Origin of the sequence: Anaeromicropila herbilytica (assembly GCF_016591975.1) — a bacterium.
In the GTDB taxonomy this organism is placed as follows: domain Bacteria; phylum Bacillota; class Clostridia; order Lachnospirales; family Lachnospiraceae; genus Anaeromicropila; species Anaeromicropila herbilytica.
Genome location: NZ_AP024169.1, coordinates 4,491,228 through 4,516,246, shown reverse-complemented (window position 1 = coordinate 4,516,246; position 25,019 = coordinate 4,491,228). Strand labels below are relative to the sequence as shown.

The window sequence follows — 25,019 nt, the reverse complement described above, 5'->3', positions numbered from 1 at the left end:
AATATAATGTATAAAAATACATAATAATGTAATAAGTAGGGGGGATATGATGCAAATAGATTATAAAAAATATGTAAACGATACTTATATAAATAGAATATTAAATGAAAATAAAGAAAAGAAAATCTTGTGTTTTGGAGCTGGGTCCGCTTTGTCAATAATGCCTCGTATTCTACCAGAAGGATATAAAATCGAATATTTTGTAGATAATAATAAAAACATATGGAATACAGTGTATAAGAATATAAGAATTAAGAGTCCAGAAGAACTATTAATGGAAGAAAAAAATAAGTTCATTATTTTACTAGTAAGTCAGCATGCTTTGAGTATTAGTAAACAATTAGATGATTGGGGATTTATCAAAGATAAAGACTATTTTGATTTATATACTTCATTAGAACGATGTTTTAGAATTCAAAAAATTATATGGAATGCTGAGAAAATGATTCAATTCATAGAAAGAATCCCTGAAAATACCTTTGATAAAATTATGTATAAGATGGATAAAAGAATTGGTGTTATAGCTTGCTGCAGTTATATGGGAATGCCAATGTTTTATGACATTGCAACATTTCTTTTAATGAAGCTTAATGGTTATAACGCGACATTAATTATGGACAATATATATAACTGTGAGAATTTTATTATGTATGATGGAGCTTCTGATGATATTAAATATATTGTGATGCAAGTTATTGAAGTATTAATAAAAAGGTTTCCTATGCTTGATATTAGGTATATTGATCAAAATCAAGAAGAACTATTAGGTGAAGATATATATGAAATAAGTAGAAATGTTAAAATTAATAGTATATGGCAAAAATCTAGATTAAATGAAAAAACTAATAGTACTAGTATTGAGGAGTATGAAAGAGAATTTTTTGAAGTTTTTTATCAAAACTTAAAATGTATTAAGTTCTTTTTCAAACATAATAAGTTTGACTCGATCAATGTTAGTACAGGTCTCCACTATCATAGATGGATGTATTTGTGGGTTGGTAAACAAAAAGGATTTAGAGCATCGAATTATGATGGACCAGGCCAAATAAAGACAAGTTATGCAACGAATGAACCAAATGGTCATTCTTATGATGTAGCTAAAGTAATCAATGAAAAGTGGTTTACAGAAGAAGAGGAATATAAGATCATTCAGTTAGCAAAAGAGAGTTTTTTAATTAGGAAAAAAAGTACACTGGAAAATGGTGGGTACAATTTTCAAAAAGTTGAGAGAAGTAAAGAACTGGATCGGGATTATGAAGTATTTATACCACTTAATGTGATGTGGGATGCTGCAGCGCTTGGTTTGGAAGATGTATTTACAAGTACAGAAGAATGGTTAGTTGAGACATTAGATTATTTATTAAAGAATTCAAATGTAAATATAATGATTAGAGAACATCCAGCGCAACATTCCTTATATAAAGATTATAATAATCCGAGCTATGAAAGTCTATTACAAGATAACTTTGGGAAAAACCCAAGGATTTATTATGTAAGAAGTGAAGAAGAAATAAATTCATATCAAATGATTTCAAAAGCTAAGGTAGTTCTACCAATATCGTCAACAATAGGGGTTGAAGCAGTTCTATTGAATAAAAAAGTTATTGTTCATACAAATTGCTACTACTCAAGATTGTCTTTTGTTGATAAAGCTAAATCTAAGAATGAATATTATCAAATGATTATAGACGCAATCGCTCAGTCTGAATCAAATATAACAAAAGAAAATATAGATAAAGCTTATTTATCATATATTTTGTTACTTAATAATCAGATTGAAACTTCGTTTAGAGAAAGCTGTCCAGATTGGTATGATTGTAATCTAATAGATTTATCTAATGAAAATGGAGTGCAAAAAATATTAAAAGTTATTGCAGAAGGAATACCTGCTTGCTATCAAAATGTATTAGAAATTATAAATGAATAAATTAAAATTTTGGAGGTTATTATGTTAAACAATAAAACTATATTAATTACTGGTGGGACAGGATCATTTGGAAAAAAGTTTTTAGAGATGATATTTGCTAATTATAATCCGAAAAAAGTAATAGTATATTCAAGAGATGAGTTTAAGCAAAGTGTTATGAAGAATGAATATATGAATACAGTCGATATGTCAAAAGTAAGATTTTTTATTGGTGATGTTAGAGATAAAGAACGTTTGTACCGTGCATTTGATGGAGTGGATTATGTCATTCATGCTGCGGCAATGAAGCAAGTACCTACTTGTGAATACAATCCATTTGAAGCAATTAAGACAAATATAAATGGTGCTCAGAATATTATTGATGCTGCATTAGATCGAGGTGTTAAAAAGGTGGTTGCATTATCCACGGATAAAGCAGTGAACCCAATTAATTTATATGGCGGTACTAAATTGGTATCAGACAAATTGTTTATAGCAGCAAATGCATATGGTGGAGACAAAGGAACAACATTTTCTGTAGTTCGTTATGGTAATGTAGCAGGAAGTAGAGGATCAGTAATACCATTATTTAAAAATTTAATTAAAAAGGGTAATGAAGAATTACCAATCACCGATTCTAGAATGACTAGATTCTGGATAACATTAGAAGAAGGTGTGGAATTAGTTTTTAAAGCATTGAAAGAATCAAAAGGTGGAGAAACTTACATTTCGAAAATCCCTTCATTTCGTATAGATGATTTGGCATATGCAATGTTACCAAATGCAAAATTAAGAGAGATTGGTATTCGTGAGGGTGAAAAATTGCATGAGGTAATGATAACAAAGGATGATTCTAGATCAACTTATGAATATGAGAAACATTTTATTATTTATCCACACTTTGAATGGTGGAATTTTGAAAAACATTTTACTTCTGGCGGTAAATTGGTAGAAGATGGGTTTGAATATAATTCCGGAACAAATAGAGAGTGGTTAAGTAAAGAAGATTTAGAGAGGTCTTTAGCTTCTATTAGGTGATCTATGAAGTGATAAAGTCAGATTACTAAATCAATAGGTTGAAATTAAGAGAGGTTTAGAAATAATGAAAATTCTATTTTTATTACCTGCTAGAAGCGGATCTAAAGGGGTAAAAGATAAAAATATAAAGAAGTTAGCTGGTAAACCATTAATGGCTTATTCCATTGAAGCAATTAAAACTAGTGAAGCTTATAAGAATGGTAAGGCAAGAATCTTATTAAGTACTGAATCGGAAGAATATGCTGTGATTGGAAGAAAATTAGGCGCAGAAGTACCTTTCCTGAGACCAAAAGAATTAGCAGAAGATAATTCAAAGATAATAGATACATTAAAGAATATAATGAATCAATATAAAATTCAAAATGAAAAATTTGATATGCTTGCTATGATTCAGATTACATCACCATTTATTACAGGGGATGATATTGATCAAGCAATTCAATTGTTATCCCAAAGCGAAGATGTTGATTCTGTTATTTCTGTAACTAAGGCTGAGACTATTCCGTTATGGTGCAATGTATTAGATAAGTCGTTAAAAATGGATGATTTTATAGAAGAATCAATAAAAAGAAAGAATCGACAGGAATTACCGGATTATTACAAAATCACTGGTGCTATACGAGCAACTAAATGGAATCATTTTATACAAAATAATTATGATTGGTATAAAAATTCAGTTGCTTTTATAATGGAACAATCACATTCTATTGATATTGATACACAATTAGAATTTGAGTATGCCGAATTTCTAATGGAAAGAAGAATGTAGTATTAAATTTATTTCTGAAAATAAGTCGCAGACATAGATTTTGAGTAAAAAATAAGATTTTCATAGCCATTGTTTGTACGTATTCAAAGATGATAGATGTGAGCTAGTTTAATTAAATATATCATTGAGAATGACAAAGACGAAGATGTAGCCAATGTCAAATGAAAAGGAGGTTAGAGAGTGAAGTCATTATGTGTAATTCCTGCACGAAGTGGATCCAAAGGGTTAAAGGATAAAAATATATTAGATTTATGTGGAAAGCCTGTTATAGCATATACTATTCAAGCTTGTCTTAATTCAGGAATATTTGATGAAGTTTTTGTTGCTACTGATAGTGAAGAATATGCTGAAATAGCATTAAAATATGGAGCAAATGTTCCTTTTATGGAACCAAAGGATATAGCAAAAGATGAAATTAGTTCTACAGAACCAGTCATTTATTTCTATAATCAGTTAAAAAAACATTACGATTTATTATGGTGTATGCAACCTACATCACCACTAAGAGATATTGAGGACATATTAGGAGCTAATTTATTAATGCAGCAAAATTCAAAATGTGATTTCGTACTTAGTACTACACCAATTGATCCACATTACTTTCATTGGGCTTTAGAAGATACGAAAGATGGTTTCACGGAATTATGCTTGGGAAATAAGATGTTAGTAGATCGTAAATATCTAAATCCAGTTTATCGTCCGAATGGTGCTATTAAAGTAGGGAGAACAGAAAAAGTTCTTCAATATCGCAATTATTTCGGAAAAAATATTATGAGGGTTACTATGCCAGAAGAAAGATCAATTCATATAAGAAATCAATTAGATTTTGACATATGTTCTTTGTTATTAAGTAATAGATAGTAAGGAATAAGATAGATATATATTCTTGAAGTTGTTTGTAGAATTCTTCAATTAAGGAGATAAAGATGCCGCTAGTTAACAAAAAAATTATTATAACAGCTGGATGTTCTGGGTTGGGCGAAGTAATTACAAGATATTTATTAAACCAGGGTGCAACCGTAATACCGACATCTAGAAAACAGGAAAGTTTAAGCAAGTTTTTTGAATCACTAACGAAAGAAGAGCAATTACGTTGTAAGCCTATGAAGCTATTGTTTAATTGTCAAGATAATATTCAAAATTTTATTGATGATTTAAAGAAAAATAATGAACAAATCTACGGCTTAATTAACTGTGCAGTTTGTAGAAGTCCAATATTAGATCCATTTGAGTTAGAAATAGATGAATGGAGAAAACATTATGATTGTAATGTTTTTGCAACAACATTTCTTAGTGGAAAAATAGCCAGCGATTTAATGGAACAGGGAGGAGCAATTATTAATATCTCATCCTTTTACAGTGAATGTGTTCCTGACAATAGAGTATATGATTCTGATACGATACCAACATCACTTATTTATGCATCATCGAAAGCTGCTCTAAATTATATTACAAAATATTTTGCGGTTAAATATGCTAAGAAAGGTATTAGGACTAATGCTATTCTTGCTGGGGGAATTGAAAATCCTAGTAAGCAAAGTAAGTTTTTTGTAGATGAATATTGTAAAAGAACTCCAATGAATCGCATGGCAAAAAATGATGAATTTAATCATGCAGTAAAATTTTTGTTATCACCAGAAAATTCATATTGTACTGGACAGCTAATTAAAATTGATGGTGGGTGGAGCTTATATTAAAGTATTGACGAGGGAGGATTCATATATGGCTAAATTATGTCTTGGTACGGTACAATTTGGTATGAAGTATGGAATAAATAACACACTTGGACAACCTTCGGAAGAATCAAGTTTTGAGATGCTTGATTATGCGATAGAAAATGGAATTGATATTATCGATACTGCGGCTGCCTATGGTAATGCAGAAGAACTATTAGGTAAATATATTAAACTAAGAAATTTATCAGATAAGATAAAAGTAATTTCAAAATTAAGGCCCAATATACTAGAAAATAGTAATATTGATTTAAATACCTTGGTGCATCAAGAAATATTATTATCATTAAATAAATTAAATATTAAACAATTAGATGGATATTTGTTACATACACCATCCTATATCAATAACAAGGCAATTGTTAATGCATTAGTTGAAATAAAAAAAGAGGGGTATGTAAAAAATATTGGAGTATCTATTTATGATATAGAGGATGGAGAGAAAGCGATAGAAACAGGGGTTGTTGATTACATACAACTTCCTTTCAGTATATTAGACCAAAGAGGATTATCTACAGGATTTTTAGTAAAAGCCAAGGATAAAGGTATAACTATATTTGCAAGAAGTGCATTTTTACAAGGATTATTTATGATGAATGAGGAATGTATTCCAAATCACTTATATGAGGTAAGACCGTATTTAAAAGAATTAGATGCTCTATTAAGTAGAAATAAGATTGAAAAGACAAATGCACTACTTCATTTCGTTCTAGATAACCAATTTGTAGATTACTTAGTATTTGGAGTAGATACTAAGGAACAATTGATTCAAGATATAGAAGTGTTTAAAATGAATAAATTGCCTAGTGGAATTCTCAATGAGCTAGAAAATACTTTTCAGAATATCAATAAGAGTATTATATTACCAAGTTTATGGGCAAAAAATAAATAATAACCATTATAAAGGTGAAGCAATAAATGCTTAATGTATAAAAATATGTTATTAAATTTTGTAGATAGGAGTATTATGGGGATTAAATTATTAGATTATCTTAGTATAAAAAAAACCTACATCATAGCAGAAATGTCCGCTAATCATGCCGGAAAAATTGAAAATGCGAAAGAAATTATACATGCGGCCAAAGATGCAGGTGCTGATTGCGTGAAAATTCAAACCTATACACCTGATACTATGACCATAGACTGTAATAATGAATATTTTAATATATCAAATGGAACTTGGAAGGGCGAAAATTTATATAGTTTATATCAAAAAGCTTATACACCATGGGAGTGGCATGAAGAATTAAAACAAGAAGCAAACCGAATTGGACTAGATTTTTTCTCAACACCTTTTGATAACACATCTGTAGATTTCTTAGAGAGTATTGGAATGGAATTTTATAAAATAGCTTCTTTCGAATTGGTTGATATACCATTAATTGAATATATTGCAATCAAGAATAAACCCATTATAATGTCAACTGGTATGGCAACGTTAGGCGAAATAGAAGAGGCGGTTAATGCAGTACGTAAATATCATAATCAGTTAGCTTTGCTAAAATGTTCGAGTGCTTATCCTGCTGTAACAGATAAAATGAATCTTAAAACAATGGTTCATTTAGCTGATACATTTGATCTCCCAGTAGGATTATCAGATCATTCAATGGGTTCGGTTGGAGCAATAACTGCTGTTGCATTAGGTGCAAGTATTATCGAGAAACATTTTTGTATTAGTAGAGAAATTGATAATCCAGATGCTTCCTTTTCGATGGAGCCTCATGAATTCAAAAGTATGGTAGAAGAGATTCGTCAAGTGGAAAAAGCATTTGGTAGAGTTAGCTATGGTCCAACTGAAAATGAGAAGAGCAATATCAATTTTAGACGTTCTATATTTGTAGTTGAAGATATCAAAAATGGAGAACAACTGACGAGTCAGAATGTCAGGATAATTCGTCCGGGATATGGTCTCGCTCCAAAGCATTATAATGAAGTGATAGGTCAATATGCAAATAAAGATATTCTAAGAGGAACGCCTTTGAAATATGATGATATAGGTAGATAATAATTGGGGATTAGTGTGAAATAAAGAGTTTATCGGAATGGAGATTAAAATGGAGAATCTGTATTTAAGACCAGTTTTTAGTGATGATTGTGTTCTACTTTATCAATGGGCAAATGATACTATGGTAAGGCAGAATTCATTTACTGCAGATGAAATAACATATGAGGAACATGTAAAGTGGTTTGATGGGAAAAGAAATTCAAAAGAATGTAAAATGTTTATTCTTATGAGTGGTAATTGCCCAATTGGACAAATACGCCTAGACTATAATGATAATAGTGCAATAATTAGTTATAGTATTGCCAAAAAGTATAGGGGAAAAGGGTATGGTAACATAATAATCCAGTTAATTGAAGAAAAGGCAAGAGAAGATGGATTGGATTACCTCTATGCGAGTGTTAAAAGTGGGAATATCTCTTCAATAAAAATATTTGAAAGTAATTTATATAGTCGTACAAATCAACAGGCTGAAGATCATTTAACTTATACTAAAAAATTATAACTATTCAGTTAATTATCAGATTCATTTCAATAGAAAGTTCTGAATAGAGAATTAAAAGTACTTATGCCTTAGTTGAGGTATTATAAGAGAATGGAGGTTCGTATGTATATACCATATGGAAGACAATCAATAGATGAAGATGATATACAAGCAGTAATTGAGGTATTAAAATCAGATTTCCTGACAACTGGTCCCAAGATCGAGGAATTTGAGAAAGCTGTAGCCGATTATGTAGGAGCGAAATATGCAGTAGCAATATCAAATGGAACTGCAGCATTACATGCAGCTTGTTATGCTGCGGGAATAGGAGTAGGTGATGAGGTAATAACTACTCCTATCACTTTTGTAGCATCTTCTAATAGCGTATTATACTGTGGTGGCACACCTGTTTTTGCAGATATCAATCCTGATACTTATAATATAGATCCGAACGAGATACGTAAAAAGATAACCTCCAAGACAAAAGCTATTATAGCAGTTCATTATACGGGACAACCTTGTGATATGAATGAGATTCATAAAATAGCAAAAGAACATAACCTAATTGTAATAGAAGATGCAGCACATGCATTAGGAGCAGATTATAAGGGAAAGAAAATAGGAAGTATATCAGATATGACTACGTTTAGTTTTCATCCAGTAAAGCACATTACCACTGGTGAAGGCGGTATGATTACGACTAATAGTAAAGAATTTTATGATAGCTTAATACTTTTTCGTTCACATGGCATTACAAGAGATACAAATCGAATGACTCATAATGAGGGAGATTGGTATTATGAACAATTAGAATTAGGTTATAATTATAGAATGACTGACATCCAGTGTGCATTAGGAATTAATCAAATAAAGAAACTTGATAATTTCATTGAACGAAGAAAGAAGTTGGTTGAAAACTATAATAATGCATTTAAAGAATTAGATAATATTATCATACCTTTTCAAAAAGATGAATGTCATAATAGCTGGCACCTCTATGTTATCCAAGTGCAAAATATAGATCGCAAACACGTATTTGATAGATTACGAGAAAAAGGGATAGGGGTAAACGTACATTATATTCCTGTGTATAAGCAACCATATTATCTGAAAAATGGATATGATAAAGAATGTTGTCACAATGCTGAAGAATTCTATAGTAAGGCAATAAGTTTACCACTATATTCTGATTTGACAGATGAGCAACAAAGCTATGTAATAAAACAAGTAATTGATTGTGTACAAGGAGTTAAATAATGTTATATATTAGAGCAGATGCGAATTCATATATTGCTTCAGGACATATTATGCGTTGTCTTACCATTGCAGAAGAAATGAGAAAGAATGGAGAAGAGTGCATATTTATTACGGCAGATGAAGAACCATCTGCTTTGTTACAATCTAAAGGTTTTGAAAGAATATGCTTGAATTCAAGGTGGAATGATCTTGAATATGAATTAAATGATTTACTTAGGTTGATTCATGAGAAAAATATAACACATTTGTTAATAGATTCTTATTATGTTACAGATATTTATTTGTTAAAATTAAGACAAAAATGTAAGACTATTTACATTGACGATTTGGGTAGTTTTTCACATTCTGTTGATATGTTAATTAATTACAATATTTACTGGAATCAACTTGGGTATCATAGCTGGTATAATGATAGCGATGTGAGGCTATGTATGGGATTATCTTATGCACCTTTAAGGAAAGAGTTTCAAAATAGAAAACCTTTGATAAGCAAGAATGTAAAACATGTTTTCATTACTTCTGGAGGATCAGATCAATATAATGTAGCAGGTTTGTGCTTAGATGAAATAATAAAAAGAAGTGAATTTAAGGGGTTAATTTTTCATGTTATAGTTGGAAATTTTAATAAAAATAAAGAAAAACTTATTGATATAGCTAGGTATAATAAAAATATAGAGTTACACTATAATGTAACTAATATGTATGAATTGATGAACTCATGTGATTTAGCAATTACAGCAGGAGGATTTACGATGTATGAGCTATGTGCATGTGGAATCCCTATGATATGTTTTGCTTTTGCAGATAATCAATTACCAGGAGTTCGAGGTTTTGAATCGAATAATCTAGCTATTTATGCTGGTGATATCAGAGAGAATGAAAGGCTATGCATGGATAAGATTATGGATGGAATTGATTATTTCTTAGTAAATAATGATAAGAGAATTCAAATGGCAAATGCACTTACTAAAGTAGTAGATGGGAAAGGTGCGAGTCGAATTGCACAGTGTATTATTAATAATATCTGAATAGTTATACAATATGAGAAAAAGACATTATTAACTTCATGAGAGAAGTCGATAATGTTTTTTGCTTATACTCCGAAAGCTTTACAAGATAAAAAAATCAAGATATACTTGTTTTTATATAAAGTATTGACGATTAGAAAAAAGAACAGAAGAGAACAACAAGATTTGTTTTAAACATAGAAGGAGCCACGCTCAATGAAGATAACAAAGAATGAAATACTATCACAATGTAGTCAAGCCGTTTATCAAAGAGGTGTAATTCTAAACCAAAAGGAGTGCTTATATGATGTAGACTTGAGCGAAGAAAGAAACCTATCCGGTGTAGATTATATTTCAGGAATGGTAGAAGGAAGTGGAACGGAAGATTATTTTGTCGATGTCAGTATTGATAGCAATGCTAAGACAAATAAAATCAGAGGAGCTTCTTGCGATTGCTTAGCATATAACCAATATCCAGGAATATGTAAACATATTGTTAGTATGCTTCTTTATTATAATGAGTTGGTAGATGATAATGATAGTAAGAAGGAACGTAATGCTCCAGCAGAAACATCCCATGATTTAAAAAAAATAATAGATTCCTATTTATTTAAAGAAAAAAGTCAATTCTGCATGGAGTACAACGATGGTGAAGTGGAACTAGAATTAACCTTTCACCTAGAAGCTGAGCGAGAAACAATAGAGTTACGAATCGGTAAGAAACAAAAATATGTAGTAAAGGATATTTTTAAATTAGCAGATGATATTAAGAACGTTCGATCTGTTTCTTATGGAAAGAATCTAGAGTTTGTGCATCGACAGAGTGCTTTTTCTAAGGAATCTTTACCTATTGTTAATTTTATAATAGATGCAACGGATGGAAAAGAGAAGGAACATTACAATAGTATATATATGTGGGGAAGTACTAGTCAGGCTAGAAAGAGTCTAACACTAGATGCCCTTCATCTGGATCGGTTAATGGAGCTATATGAGGATAAAGAAATCTTAGTTGATCTACACCAAGGAAATGATAAGACAAAAGTTCATATAAAGAGAGAGAATCCTAGACTTCCGGTTTATATTCTAGGAATAAAGAATAAACAAAAAGAGAGTATGCTTGGTGAAATCGAAAGCGCACAAATTACCATGGAGAATATATTGTTATTAATGGGAAGAAAACAGTGTTATATCATGTATCACGGCGTTATTCATATATGTGGCTTAGAATATTATCACCAATATGAGAGCTTTCTAAATATAATGTCCGAAAATATAGAACGTGCAAGAAAAAGTTATTTTCCATTACAGATTATGCAACCTACCTTGGAATTAGCAAGTGCAGATTTTGCAACATTTTCAAGCAAGATTCTACCTGTGTTACAAAGCGGCATGGACGTAAAAGTGAAAGACATTGATTTTAATGATTACAGGCCAGTAGAAGCTGTGATTCAAATTCACTTAGATCTTGTGAAAGGGAATGCAGTTACTTGCAAAGTGGAGGAAATCTATGGAGAAGAAGTAGTGAATCTAATTACAGAGACTTCTGATATGCAATCCAATAGAGATTACGAGAAGGAATATAAAACAAGATATCAAGTAGAAAAATATTTCAATCAGATAGATAAGAAGAATAAATTGTATTACCTACAGGATGAAGATAGTTTATTGCTTTTACTAGAAGAAGGTGTAGAGGAATTAAATAAGATAGGCCAGGTATATGTATCGGAGGCATTTAAAAAAGTAAGAATTGTAACAACACCAAGTGTATCCACTGGAGTTAGCGTGTCAGGTGGTCTTCTTTCCTTTTCTTTTGATGTACAAGGAATTGAGCGAAAAGAAATGGAGAATATACTCTCTGATTATAAGAAACGTAAAAAATATCATCGTCTAAAGAGTGGAGAATTTATTAAGTTACAAGACAACGGCTTGGAGATGCTATTAGAGATAAGTGAAGGATTACATCTGAAGGACGCAGATTTTAAAGAAGGAAATGTAATATTACCAATGTACCGAGCACTATATCTGGATTCAGTCATTAGAGAAAATGCGAATAAAGCAAAAGCAGAGCGCGATGGGGAGTTTCGAACTCTAATTAGAGAAATGAAGTCAACAGAAGATAGTGAATTTATGGTTCCAAAAGAAGTGAAGGCTGAACTTAGACCATATCAAGAGAATGGGTATCAGTGGCTACGTACTCTAGGAAAGTATGGATTTGGGGGTATTCTTGCGGATGATATGGGACTTGGTAAGACACTTCAAGTAATCACATTACTTACAGCTTCAAAAGAAGGGACAAGTATTGTGGTATGTCCAGCATCTTTGGTATATAATTGGGATAGTGAATGTACAAAGTTTTCTCCTCGGTTACGAGTATGTACAGTAATAGGAAGTGCAGAGCAAAGAAAAAGAATGATTCAAGAATCCAATCAATATGATCTTCTTATTACCTCTTATGATTTGTTAAAAAGAGATATTGAATATTATCAAGAGTTACAATTTAACTATCATATTATTGATGAAGCACAATATATTAAGAATTCCAATACCCAGGCAGCAGAGGCAGTGAAAGCAATTAAGTCAAGGTGCCGATTTGCGTTAACAGGAACACCAATTGAGAATCGATTAAGTGAATTATGGAGCATATTTGATTTTTTAATGCCAGGATATATGTATAGTTATAATCGATTTAAAAATGAATTTGAAAAGGCGATAGTTGAGTCTCAGGATAACGTTGCAACTCTTAGACTCCAAAGAATGATAAAGCCGTTTATATTGAGAAGATTGAAGAAGGAAGTGTTAAAAGAACTTCCTGATAAGTTAGAAGAGATTGTCTATGCGAAATTAGAAGAGGAACAAGAGAAACTATATAAAGCAAATGAGAAGAAAATCATAGAGCAGTTAGCAAATAAATCAGAAAGTGATTATAACCAAGATAAATTGCAGGTATTAGCTGCAATCACACAACTACGTCAGATCTGTTGTGATCCATCTTTATGTTATGAGAATTATGAGAGCGGGTCGGCAAAACTGGATACCTGTGTGGAAATTGTGGATAACGCAGTGTCCGCGGGGCATAAGCTGTTGATATTTTCACAATTTGCAACAATGCTTGAGCGTATTCAAGGTTCACTAGAGCAAAAAGGAATGAGGACCCTATTGTTAACAGGAAAGACAAGTAAAGAAAAAAGAAAAGAGATGGTGAATGAATTTCAAGAAGGGAAAAAGGATGTATTTTTAATCTCCCTAAAAGCAGGTGGTACTGGTTTAAATCTAACTGCAGCAGATATCGTTATCCACTATGATCCTTGGTGGAATATTGCAGCACAGAATCAAGCGACCGACCGTGCTCACCGCATCGGTCAGGAAAATACCGTAACCGTAATGAAATTAATTGCAAAAGATACTATTGAAGAGAGAATATTAAAGTTACAAGATACGAAAAAAGAGTTGGCTGATCAGATTATATCTGCAGAAGGAATCTCTCTATCTGCGATGTCAAAAGAAGAATTGCTTCAAGTATTAGAAGGATAATAGATTAACAGTAAAAATTATTTCAAGATATAAATGTTATAATAAAGATTTAGAAAGAACAGAAGGTGAATTAAAATGAATTTTACCCATCTCCATGTCCATACAGAATACAGTCTCCTAGACGGTTCCAGTAAGATCAAGGAATTAGTTGCTCGTGCAAAAGAGCTAGGAATGGACAGCCTTGCTATCACCGATCATGGTGTAATGTATGGCGTGATTGATTTTTATAGAGCATGTCATGCAGTAGGAATCAAGCCAATTATTGGTTGTGAAGTATATGTTGCTCCGAATTCTAGATTCGATAAAGAAAATGGGAATTCAGAGAATCGATACTATCACTTAGTATTATTAGCTGAGAATAATACAGGCTATCAGAATTTGATGAAGATTGTGTCTATGGGATTTATAGAAGGATTTTATTATAAGCCAAGGGTTGATTATGAACTATTAAGAGAACATAGTGAGGGAATTATCGCACTCAGTGCCTGCCTTGGTGGTGAGATCTCATCAAATCTACGTCGTGGATTTTATGAAGAAGGTAAGAAGGCAGCCCTAGAATATGAAAGTATCTTTGGAAAAGGTAACTTCTTCTTAGAGCTCCAAGATCATGGCATTCCAGAACAGAAGACCGTGAATCAAGGGTTACTTAGAATGAGTAAGGAAACAGGCATACAATTAGTTGCAACCAACGATAGTCATTATACTTACGAGAGTGATTCAAAAGCTCACGATATCTTATTATGTATTCAGACTCAGAAGAAAGTGTCCGATGAGAACCGAATGAGATATGAAGGTGGTCAATATTATCTCAAATCTCCAGAAGAGATGGAGAAGGTATTCCCTTATGCCCATGAAGCACTGGAGAATACATACGAGATTGCCAAACGATGTGAGGTTACGATTGAGTTTGGAGAATATAAATTACCAATGTATGATGTGCCTGCGCCATATACTGCGTGGGAGTACTTACAGAAATTATGTTTTGATGGATTAGATAGAAGATATCAGAATCCATCAGAAGATTTAAAAGAACGATTAAAGTATGAACTTGATACTATCAAAAGTATGGGGTTTGTAGATTATTTCTTAATCGTATGGGACTTTATCAAATATGCCAAAGACCATGAGATTATGGTTGGGCCAGGACGTGGATCAGCAGCAGGTAGTATCGTAGCTTATACCTTAGAAATAACGGATATTGAGCCGATCAAGTATAACCTACTTTTTGAGCGCTTTCTTAATCCAGAACGATTAACAATGCCCGATATCGATATTGACTTCTGCTACGAGAGAAGACAAGAAGTTATTGATTATGTAGTGGAAAAGTACGGCAAAGATCGAGTTGTTCAGATTGTTACCTTCGGAACTATGGCTGCAAAAGCGGTTATTCGTGATGTTGGTAGAGTACTTGACTTAGGCTATGCAGAAGTTGATACTGTTGCCAAGATGATTCCATTTGAATTAGGAATTACAATAGAAAAAGCACTTAAGATAAATCCAGAGTTAAAACAGCTTTACGAAAGCAATGAAGAGATAAAATATCTGATTGATATGTCCATGCGATTAGAAGGACTTCCAAGACATACATCAATGCATGCTGCTGGTGTTGTAATAAGTAAGCTTCCAGTTGTAGAATATGTACCATTATCTCGTTCTTCGGACGATTCTATTACAACACAATTTACCATGACAACGTTAGAAGAACTTGGACTTCTTAAGATGGATTTCTTAGGGCTTCGAACTCTTACCGTAATTCAGAATGCTATTCGATTAATTAATCGAAATCATAATAAGAAGATGACTACTGCAGACATTAATTACGAAGATAAAAATGTATTTGATATGATTAGTGCAGCGAAAACGGAAGGTGTCTTCCAGCTAGAAAGTGCTGGTATGAAGAACTTCATGAAGGAACTAAAACCAGCCAACCTAGAAGATGTTATAGCCGGAATCTCGCTTTATCGTCCAGGTCCAATGGATTTTATACCAAAGTATATTAAAGGTAAGAATGATATAAAAGGTATCATCTATGAATGCCCGCAGTTAGAACCGATTCTGGCACCGACCTATGGATGTATCGTATATCAGGAACAGGTTATGCAGATTGTTCGGGAATTGGCAGGCTATAGTTTTGGACGAAGTGATCTCGTACGTCGTGCCATGTCGAAGAAGAAAGCTTCTGTTATGGAGAAAGAAAGACAGAACTTTGTATACGGAAATGAAGAAGAAGGCGTAAAAGGTTGTGTGAATAACGGTATTTCAGAAGAAGTAGCAAATCACATCTATGATGAGATGACGGATTTTGCAAAATATGCCTTCAATAAATCACATGCAGCAGCGTATGCCGTAGTATCCTATCAGACAGCTTATTTAAAATGCTATTATCCAGTGGAATTCATGGCAGCTTTATTAACCTCTGTCTTAGATAATGCAAATAAAGTATCAGAATACATTCTAACCTGTAGACAGATGGGGATTGAGATCTTACCACCAGATATTAATGAAGGAGAAGGTTCCTTTTCCGTATCCAATGGGGCTATTAGATATGGTTTATCTGCAATAAAAGGTTTGGGAAGACCAGTAATTGATGCGATCGTTGCAGAACGTGAAATGAATGGTAGATTTACCTCCTTAAAAGACTTTGCAACCAGACTATCTGGTAAAGAAGTAAATAAAAGAACGATAGAAAGTTTTATCAAAGCAGGTGCAATCGATAGCCTACCAGGAACGAGAAAGCAGCAGATGAATGTATATGCTGGAATCCTTGATGGTGTTAATCAAGATAAGAAAAAGGCGTTAACTGGTCAGATGAGTCTATTTGATTTTGTTGATGAAGACGAAAAAATGGAATACGAAGAGGCTTTTCCAGATGTAGGCGAGTACGAAAAAGAAATGTTATTAAGTTTTGAAAAAGAAGTACTTGGAATCTACGTTAGTGGACATCCATTACAAGAATATGAAGAGCTACTTAGCAAAAATATAACCGCCACAACTCTTGATTTTATGCTTGATGAAGAAACAGGAATTGCAAAAGTACAAGATAGTGAAATGAGAATAATTGGCGGTATGATTACTTCTAAAACAGTAAAAACTACTAGAAACAATAGTATGATGGCATTTATCACAATTGAGGATTTGTTAGGAGTGGTAGAAGTTATCATTTTCCCTAGGGATTATGAAAAGTATAAGTCACTTCTAATTGAAGATAACAAAGTATTCATTAAAGGAAAAGTAACAGTTGAAGAAGAAAAACCAGGTAAGATTATCTGTCAGGATATCATTCCATTTGATAGTCTTCCAAGGGATATTTGGATTAAATATCCCGATATTGATACATTCACAAAGGATGAACAGAATCTATATCATATTTTGAGTGAATCAGATGGAAATGATATGGTTATCATTTATTGTGAGAAAGAGAAGAAGAAAAAAGTCTTACCGAGAAGTCAAAGTATTCAAGCGGATCAAGAGATGATAATGCATTTAAGAGAATTATATGGAAATGAAAATGTTAGAATAGTTGAAAAAAGCATTGATAAAACTGGTAATAAAAGTTAAAATAAATATCAAAAAGTTGAAAGAAAATAAATTAGAAAGGAAAGCCACATATCAATTCTTTCAACTAGTGAAACATGTTGAGGATTAAGTTTCACATCTTATTGTGGCAGTAACACATCTGCTTGCAGTTGTGTTATACAGCGGGTAGAAATATGTCAAATAAAGTTAGTACGATTGGAGTACTCACCAGTGGTGGAGATGCACCAGGTATGAACGCAGCTATTAGAGCAGTAGTTCGAACTGCAATAGCAAATGGTCTTAAAGTGAAGGGGATTCGTCGAGGATATAGCGGACTTTTAGAAGAAGACATTATAGACATGGATGCAAGTAGTGTATCGGATATTATTCAACGAGGCGGAACCATACTTTATACAGCAAGATGCCTTGAATTTAAGACTCCAGAAGGTCAGCAAAAAGGCGCAGAAATATGTAGAAAGCATGGAATTGATGGACTTGTGGTTATTGGTGGCGATGGTTCATTTCAAGGTGCTAGAAAATTAGCCAATCTAGGAATCAATACAGTAGCATTACCAGGTACAATTGATTTGGATATTGCTTGTACAGATTATACGATAGGATTTGATACTGCTGTCAACACTGCAATGGAAGCAATTGATAAGGTTAGAGATACATCTACATCTCATGAACGATGTAGTATCATCGAAGTAATGGGTAGAAATGCAGGATATATCGCATTATGGTGTGGTATTGCAAATGGTGCAGAAGATATCTTAATTACAGAACGCTATGATCATGATGAGGCCAAAATTATTGAGAACATCAAGCATAGTCGAAGCATCGGTAAGAAACATCATATCATTGTAAATGCAGAAGGAATTGGTGATTCCAATGGTATGGCAAAACGAATCGAAGCAGCTACTGGAATGGAGACAAGAGCAACTATTATTGGTCATATTCAAAGAGGTGGTAGTCCAACTTGTATTGACCGTGTATATGCTTCTGAGATGGGGGCTTATGCTGTTGATTTGCTATGTAAAGGTGAATCTAACCGTGTGGTAGGATACCGCAGTGGTGGGTTAGTGGATTATGACATCCAAGAAGCACTAGAGATGCAAAAAGATATTGACCAATATTTATATGATGTATCTAGAACACTTTCTAGATCGCTCCAAAGCTAATTAAAAATCTCTGCAATGTAAAATAGTGGTATCATTTGTATAATAACAATCATTTTATAATTAGTATAAACTTGCTAATTATAAAATGATTTTTTTTAAAATTAGAATATCCATACTTATTAACGCCCATTGGGTTAGAAGCTTAAACATTAAGAATTATTACTCTGAGTTTTTGAGAATCATTATTATTGACAATAATCATATTAACCGTTATTCTAGTTAGATAGCATAAATTATAAATAGGATTAGCGTATTAAAGCCTTTCACAACTTAAATTGTGTATATTGATGTATAATTATGAATTTATTAATTTTTATACAGCGATATACACTCATTAAACTAAAATAAGGCTTTGGACACACTAAACAATTATAAAGACAGAAAGGATCTATTATGAGTTCAAAAACAAAGAAATTTTTATCTTATTATAAGCCATATAAAGGTTTATTCTTTGCGGATATGTTTTTTGCGCTACTTGGTGCAGCAATTACATTGGTATTTCCATTAATTGTTCGCTACATAACGAATGATTTACTTGTTCATTCTGAGATTAGTGAAGCAATGGATACTATAATAAAGATTGGTATTGGTTTGGTTGGATTAGCAATATTAGAGCTTGTGTGTAATTTCTTTATCGCATATCAGGGGCATATGATGGGTGCTCGCATGGAATATGATATGCGTAATGAAATCTTCGAACATTATCAAAAGCTTTCATTTAGTTTCTATGATAATCAGAAGACAGGTCAGTTAATGTCAAGAATTACGAATGACTTATTTGATATAACAGAATTGTGTCATCACGGTCCAGAAGATCTTGTAATATCAATAATTAAATTTATTGGTGCCTTTGTTATCTTAATTCAGATTAATGTTCCCTTGACATTAATTGTATTTGCATTCATACCAATTATGTTTGTATATGCATATTACATGAAGAATCGTATGCATCGCGCATTTCGTAAAAATCGTGAACGAATTTCTGAGATTAATGCGCAAATTGAAGATAATCTTTCTGGAATCCGTGTTGTAAAATCTTTTGCAAATGAAGGAAAAGAAATTGATAAATTTAATCAAGGAAATATGAGGTTTGTCGATAGTAAGAAGAATAGCTATTTTAATATGGCGTTATTTCATTCTGGACTTGGTTTTTTCACAACGGGAATCAATATTGCTGTTATTATCGGTGGTGGCTTATTTATTGCAAAGAATATTATACAGTTAGGAGATTTGCTGACATTTCTTTTGTATATAAATAATCTAATTGATCCAGTTAAAAAGCTGATTAATTTTACAGAGCAATTTCAAAATGGTATCACAGGGTTTGATCGTTTCATAGAGATTTTAGCTATTGAACCTGATATTCAAGATAAGAAAGATGCAGTGGATTTAAAAGATGTCAAAGGAAGAATCGAGTTTGAACAGGTATCCTTTAAATATGATGAGACGACCGTGGATGTATTTTGCGGAATTAATCTAAAAGTAGAGGCAGGGGATTACATGGCGCTTGTTGGACCTTCCGGTGTTGGAAAGACTACCATGTGTAGTTTGATTCCAAGGTTTTACGAAGTGTCCGAAGGCAGTATCCGAATTGATGGAATTGATATTAGAGACATCAAATTAAAATCTCTTCGTAAAAGTATTGGAATAGTACAGCAGGATGTATATCTATTTGCAGGTACTGTAATGGACAATATTCGCTATGGCGCATTAAATGCTTCAGATGATGAGGTAATCAAAGCTGCTAAGAATGCAAATGCCCATGATTTTATTATGGAATTACCAGATGGATATGATACTTATATTGGTCAACGAGGAGTGAAATTATCAGGAGGACAAAAGCAAAGATTAAGCATTGCCAGAGTGTTTCTAAAGAACCCTCCAATTCTTATCTTTGATGAAGCAACTTCTGCACTCGATAATGAAAGCGAGAAAGTGGTTCAAGAATCTCTTGAAAAACTTGCTAAGAACCGTACCACATTTGTTATAGCCCATCGTCTGACTACAATACGAAATGCAAAGAATATTATTGTACTTACTGAAGATGGAATAAAAGAGCAAGGAACACATCAGGAATTACTAGACCAAAATGGAGTGTATGCATCGCTTTATCATGCATAGACATAATAATAGAATAATTAAGAAGACAAAAGTAGGCAAGAGTTCATATCATGCCTACTTTTTTGACGTGAAAGAATATATTAAAGAGTTTTGGAATTAAAATGTGAACGAAGTCCATACTAAGCATAATAAGGTTTTTTTAAAATCATAATATATTAGTAACATAATATTATTTATAAATAATTATTGAAAAAACATAAAATATATGATAAAAATAACATATAGATAATAATGATAGTCAATATCAGTGGAATTGAAATAAATATTTGTTTAAAATGATATAAATTTAATATAGAAGGATAAAAGTGCTTTATTAGTTAAAAGAACGAAATAGTCATTATGCTCATAAGAATATGAATAGAAAAGGAGGGATACTATGTTTGAGAATATGAATCCAATCTTCCTTGCTTTATTAGGAGGGTTATTTACTTGGGGATTAACAGCGGCAGGAGCTGCTATGGTTTTTATTTTTAAAGAAATAAAGCCTAAAATCTTAAATATGATGTTAGGTTTTGCTAGTGGAATTATGATTGCTGCATCTTTTTGGTCTCTATTATTACCAGCTATGGAATTATCGGAAGGAAAGAAGTATGAATGGGCGCCAATTATTATAGGGTTTGCATTAGGTGGCGTATTCTTACTATTAGCAGATAAGTTATTGCCTCATGTACATCATCTTGGAGATGAACCAAAAGGTCAACATAAATCTTCAAGTTTAAAAAGAAGTATTATGTTAGTGTTTGCTATTACACTACATAATATTCCAGAGGGATTATCCTATGGTGTAGCATTTGGTACGGTAGGAAGCAGTGAGAAAGCAACACTTGCTAGTGCTGCAATATTGGCGTTTGGTATAGGAATTCAGAACTTCCCAGAGGGTGCAGCGGTATCTATACCATTACGAAGAGAAGGGGTAACTAGGTTAAAAAGCTTTATGTATGGTCAGGCTTCCGCGTTAGTGGAACCAATTGCTGCTATCTTTGGTGCTTGGCTTGCATCAAGTATTAAGCCATTGTTACCATATACCTTAGCATTTGCAGCTGGAGCGATGATCTTTGTAGTAATTGAAGAATTAATACCAGAATCACAAACAGATACACATTTATATGGGCATATAGCTACGATAGGTGCAATGGCAGGATTTTTGCTTATGACCTTTATGGATATTGCGATAGGTTAATTAATCAACTTAAAGTTCGAATTTATAAGAATGATTTGACATTCCAACCAAGAATAATATAGAGTTTAACTGCGAATTATAAATAATTAAGACTATAGCATTAAATAAAACCGTTCAATAAAAAGCGAAGGAATTCAGTAAATCTACATGAATTCCTTCGCTTTTTATTGTTTGATTATTCTTCAGTTACATCTTCGTGATATTCGATATCGAAATCTGTTTCAGAAGTTGTCTTATCTTCCTCTACAGCAAAACCAGCTTCAGCACTTGCGGCAGCAGCTTTATCCATGTCATTTTCAGTCATGTTTAATGTAACATATTCACGAGTATCGGATTTATCAGTTTCTTTATCTTCTTCTTCGTCGTCTGAATCAAAATCTTCGAAATCATCATCAAAGTCATCAAAATCATCAGATGAATCTTTTTTTACAAAATTCTTTAAATAATAGATTGCACCACCAGCTAAAGCTGCAACAGAAAGTGCACCAAATATAAATTTTCCAAATTTCTTCATAAGAATTACATTCCTTTCTACTATAATAATATATAATATTCTTATATTATAATTCTATTCATTGTAAAAGAAAAGTAAAAGTTATATAAAATGTATAAAAAGTCTAAGATTAACAAATTAATGGATGAATATGTTGAATGTAGTGTGACATAAAAAGCATTTCACACGTTGAATTAAGGCTTTTGAGCAAGTTGCACAGACATGACGCTAGTATAAAAAAACAATTGACAATGTTCCCTAATAATGTTACAATTTAATCAATTAAAGGAATAAAGTCTATGAACAAAGAGAGTACTATTGGATGGTAGATTACAGAGAGTCGGGATTGCTGGGAACCGATATCGAGAGCTAATAGGAATGGGTTTGGGAGATGCAAGGTGAATAAAAGTAGCTGTAGCCGTGACCTCACGTTATAGAGGGAAGATATTGAATAAGAATAATATGATGTAACATTATAATTTTGTTCTGTATCGGATTGAGAAGAATAATAGATTGGTGGCGAGTATTTTCCAAGTATGGAGAATACTCTTTTTATTTTTACTCCTAATTTACGTAAGACTCTAGGTCGTACATGGGAGCAAATGACATCATGAAAGATATTCTTAAATTTGGGTGGCACCACGATAACATCGTCCCTATTTATATAGGAACGGTGTTTTTTTGTTTTTGGATGTTTATGGTTATTAACCTTTTAAAATACTAATATTCACACAAGAAAATTCATTAATTTATTTAAAAACACTAATAATTAATAAAGATATAGATGAAAAGGAGAGATTTAAATTATGAGAGAATATGTAGCATATAGAAAAACTGTGAGTATTGTATCAGAAACAGCGATTCAGTTATATGAGAGTTTTGTAGGAGAACGAGTTGGTTTTTTACTTGAAAGTTATGATAAGAACAATGGTCGATATACCATCTTTGGTAGAGAACCAGAAGAAATTATTAGGTCAAAAGGAAATAATCTTTTAATCAAAAGAGTAGATGGCACAAGCACTGTACTTGTTGGTAATCCAATGGAACAATTAAAATCATACTATAGTAATTTTAAGGTAACAAAAGAAGATGGGGAGTTAGCTTTTCTAGGAGGGTTAGTAGGAAGCCTAGCTTATGACTTTATAAGGTATTCCGAAGAACTTCCGGATCAAAATGAAGATGAGATTGGAATCGAAACGATTCAATTTATGCTAGCAAAAGAATTTATAATCATGGATCATGTAGCAGAAACATTGACAGCAGTTGTCTTAGGAGAACCAACCAAAGAGGGAAAAGAGTGTAGTGAGAAAAAGGCAAATCAGATAATTAAGGAAGCATTAGGTGGAGTAAGAGTTGTGAGCAAAAACTTTCTTCATGATGGGAGGATCATTCATAAATCCGATAGTTTAGAACAATATACAAAGAAAGTAGAAAAAATAAAAGAATACATTATCGAAGGACATATATTCCAAACCGTTTTATCACAAAGATGGACGATGGAAACGAGGCAAAACGGATTGGAGTTATATAAAGAATTAAGAGAATTAAATCCTTCACCTTATCTCTATTACTTTAAATTTGATGATTTTGAGATTATCGGAAGTAGTCCAGAGATGTTGGTAAAACAATCAGAGAATAAAGTATATACTTGTCCGATTGCAGGTACAAGGAAGAGAGGTAAGGATGAGAAAGAAGATCAGCAGTTAAGAGAAGATTTGTTAGCTGATGAAAAAGAAAGAGCAGAACATGTTATGCTTGTTGATTTGGCAAGAAATGATATGGGTAGAATTGCTGAATTTGGGACTGTAAAAGTAACTCAATTTATGGAGGTGCAGAATTACTCCCATGTTATGCATATTGTTTCCCTTGTAGAAGGAAGAAAAAAGTGTGAATACCATCCACTTGATTTAGTAGCCTCTTTTTTGCCAGCAGGAACATTAAGTGGTGCACCAAAGATACGTGCCATGGAGATAATTGATGAACTTGAGACAGTAAGGCGTGGTTTATATGGTGGTGCCACAGGCTATATCTCCTTTGATGGCAATATGGATTTTTGTATTACTATTCGAACAATGATAAAGAAAGGAAATAAAGTATATCTCCAGGCAGGTGCAGGAATTGTATTAGATTCTGTACCAGAGTCAGAATATGAGGAGTGTTGTAATAAAGTGATGGCATTAGCAAAGACTTTAGTGGAGGAGGAAAAACTATGATATTACTCATTGATAATTATGATTCATTTACTTTTAATCTATATCAATATATTGGTATCTTTACACCGGATATCAAAGTAGTTCGAAATGATAAGATAACAATAGAAGAGATAGAAGAACTTAATCCTGAGAAAATCATTCTTTCTCCAGGGCCAAAGAGTCCTAATGAAGCGGGAATCTGCATTCAGTTAATTGAGCATTTCTATAATAAAAAGCCAATCTTAGGGGTATGTCTTGGCCATCAGTGTATCGGAGCCGCTTTTGGTGGAACGGTTACCCATGCAAAGAGCATACTACATGGAAAGCAATCGGTCATTCAACATGATGGAACAAGTATTTTTGGTGGAATTCATAGTCCAATTAAGATAGCAAGATATCATTCATTGGCAGTAATGGCAGAGGATCTTCCAAAAGAATTAAAAGTATTAGCCGTAACAGAGGACGGTGAGATAATGGCAATGAAGCATAACGACTATCCAGTGGTAGGACTACAATTCCATCCAGAATCTATATTCACAGAACATGGAAAAAGGCTGATTGAGAATTTCGTAAATGGTGCAATATAAAGAGAGATTGAAAAAACACCTT

At 32.6% G+C, this 25,019-nt stretch carries 18 protein-coding genes; 17 read left to right on the top strand and 1 reads right to left on the bottom strand.

The window, feature by feature from the left end; genetic code table 11:
• The first annotated feature begins 49 nt into the window (after positions 1-49).
• From bsdtb5_RS19180 to bsdtb5_RS19110, 15 genes are all read left to right on the top strand, one after another.
• Entirely contained in the window at positions 50-1,927 is a 1,878-nt protein-coding gene (locus tag bsdtb5_RS19180; RefSeq protein ID WP_271713562.1) for a capsular polysaccharide export protein, LipB/KpsS family, read from the top strand.
• A gap of 21 nt (positions 1,928-1,948) precedes the next feature.
• Positions 1,949-2,944, top strand: a complete 996-nt coding sequence (gene pseB / locus bsdtb5_RS19175; RefSeq protein ID WP_271713561.1) for a UDP-N-acetylglucosamine 4,6-dehydratase (inverting) — start codon at positions 1,949-1,951, stop codon at positions 2,942-2,944.
• Positions 2,945-3,008: 64 nt separating this feature from the next.
• A complete protein-coding gene (locus bsdtb5_RS19170; RefSeq protein ID WP_271713560.1) occupies positions 3,009-3,713 on the top strand; it encodes an acylneuraminate cytidylyltransferase family protein in 705 nt (234 codons plus the stop codon).
• Between the two features lie 180 nt (positions 3,714-3,893).
• Positions 3,894-4,574 carry an acylneuraminate cytidylyltransferase family protein gene (locus tag bsdtb5_RS19165; RefSeq protein WP_271713559.1) on the top strand — a complete coding sequence of 227 codons (681 nt, stop codon included), beginning with the start codon at positions 3,894-3,896 and terminating at the stop codon, positions 4,572-4,574.
• Positions 4,575-4,639: 65 nt separating this feature from the next.
• The gene (locus bsdtb5_RS19160) at positions 4,640-5,410 is read left to right on the top strand and encodes an SDR family oxidoreductase (protein WP_271713558.1); all 771 of its coding nucleotides are present in this window, start codon (positions 4,640-4,642) and stop codon (positions 5,408-5,410) included.
• A gap of 25 nt (positions 5,411-5,435) precedes the next feature.
• Positions 5,436-6,338, top strand: coding sequence for an aldo/keto reductase (locus bsdtb5_RS19155; RefSeq protein WP_271713557.1), 903 nt, complete (start codon positions 5,436-5,438; stop codon positions 6,336-6,338).
• Between the two features lie 75 nt (positions 6,339-6,413).
• On the top strand, positions 6,414-7,451 hold the full coding sequence (gene pseI, locus bsdtb5_RS19150; protein ID WP_271713556.1) for a pseudaminic acid synthase: 1,038 nt from the start codon (positions 6,414-6,416) through the stop codon (positions 7,449-7,451).
• A 37-nt stretch (positions 7,452-7,488) separates the two neighbouring features.
• Positions 7,489-7,953 carry a GNAT family N-acetyltransferase gene (locus bsdtb5_RS19145; protein ID WP_271713555.1) on the top strand — a complete coding sequence of 155 codons (465 nt, stop codon included), beginning with the start codon at positions 7,489-7,491 and terminating at the stop codon, positions 7,951-7,953.
• Positions 7,954-8,055: 102 nt separating this feature from the next.
• Entirely contained in the window at positions 8,056-9,189 is a 1,134-nt protein-coding gene (pseC, locus tag bsdtb5_RS19140) for a UDP-4-amino-4,6-dideoxy-N-acetyl-beta-L-altrosamine transaminase (protein WP_271713554.1), read from the top strand.
• Positions 9,189-10,217, top strand: coding sequence for a UDP-2,4-diacetamido-2,4,6-trideoxy-beta-L-altropyranose hydrolase (pseG, locus tag bsdtb5_RS19135; protein WP_271713553.1), 1,029 nt, complete (start codon positions 9,189-9,191; stop codon positions 10,215-10,217). The genes pseC and pseG overlap by 1 nt, the downstream gene beginning before the upstream one ends.
• Before the next feature lie 195 nt (positions 10,218-10,412).
• Positions 10,413-13,727, top strand: coding sequence for an SNF2 helicase associated domain-containing protein (locus bsdtb5_RS19130; protein ID WP_271713552.1), 3,315 nt, complete (start codon positions 10,413-10,415; stop codon positions 13,725-13,727).
• A gap of 75 nt (positions 13,728-13,802) precedes the next feature.
• On the top strand, positions 13,803-17,285 hold the full coding sequence (locus tag bsdtb5_RS19125) for a DNA polymerase III subunit alpha (RefSeq protein WP_271713551.1): 3,483 nt from the start codon (positions 13,803-13,805) through the stop codon (positions 17,283-17,285).
• A 152-nt stretch (positions 17,286-17,437) separates the two neighbouring features.
• Positions 17,438-18,424: a 6-phosphofructokinase gene (gene pfkA / locus bsdtb5_RS19120; RefSeq protein ID WP_271713550.1), complete on the top strand. Its 987-nt coding sequence runs from the start codon at positions 17,438-17,440 to the stop codon at positions 18,422-18,424.
• A 393-nt stretch (positions 18,425-18,817) separates the two neighbouring features.
• On the top strand, positions 18,818-20,545 hold the full coding sequence (locus bsdtb5_RS19115) for an ABC transporter ATP-binding protein (protein WP_271713549.1): 1,728 nt from the start codon (positions 18,818-18,820) through the stop codon (positions 20,543-20,545).
• Between the two features lie 376 nt (positions 20,546-20,921).
• Entirely contained in the window at positions 20,922-21,725 is an 804-nt protein-coding gene (locus bsdtb5_RS19110) for a ZIP family metal transporter (protein WP_271713548.1), read from the top strand.
• Positions 21,726-21,900: 175 nt separating this feature from the next.
• On the opposite strand, the gene bsdtb5_RS19105 is transcribed toward bsdtb5_RS19110, so the two are convergent.
• Positions 21,901-22,239 (bottom strand): hypothetical protein, encoded by a 339-nt coding sequence (locus bsdtb5_RS19105; protein ID WP_271713547.1) that lies wholly within the window; start codon positions 22,237-22,239, stop codon positions 21,901-21,903.
• A gap of 785 nt (positions 22,240-23,024) precedes the next feature.
• Here bsdtb5_RS19105 and trpE point away from each other — a divergent pair.
• Together trpE and bsdtb5_RS19095 are read left to right on the top strand one after the other, a co-directional pair.
• Entirely contained in the window at positions 23,025-24,431 is a 1,407-nt protein-coding gene (gene trpE, locus bsdtb5_RS19100) for an anthranilate synthase component I (RefSeq protein ID WP_271713546.1), read from the top strand.
• Positions 24,428-24,997: an anthranilate synthase component II gene (locus tag bsdtb5_RS19095; protein ID WP_271713545.1), complete on the top strand. Its 570-nt coding sequence runs from the start codon at positions 24,428-24,430 to the stop codon at positions 24,995-24,997. Before trpE ends, bsdtb5_RS19095 begins: the two co-directional genes overlap by 4 nt.
• Positions 24,998-25,019: the final 22 nt, after the last annotated feature.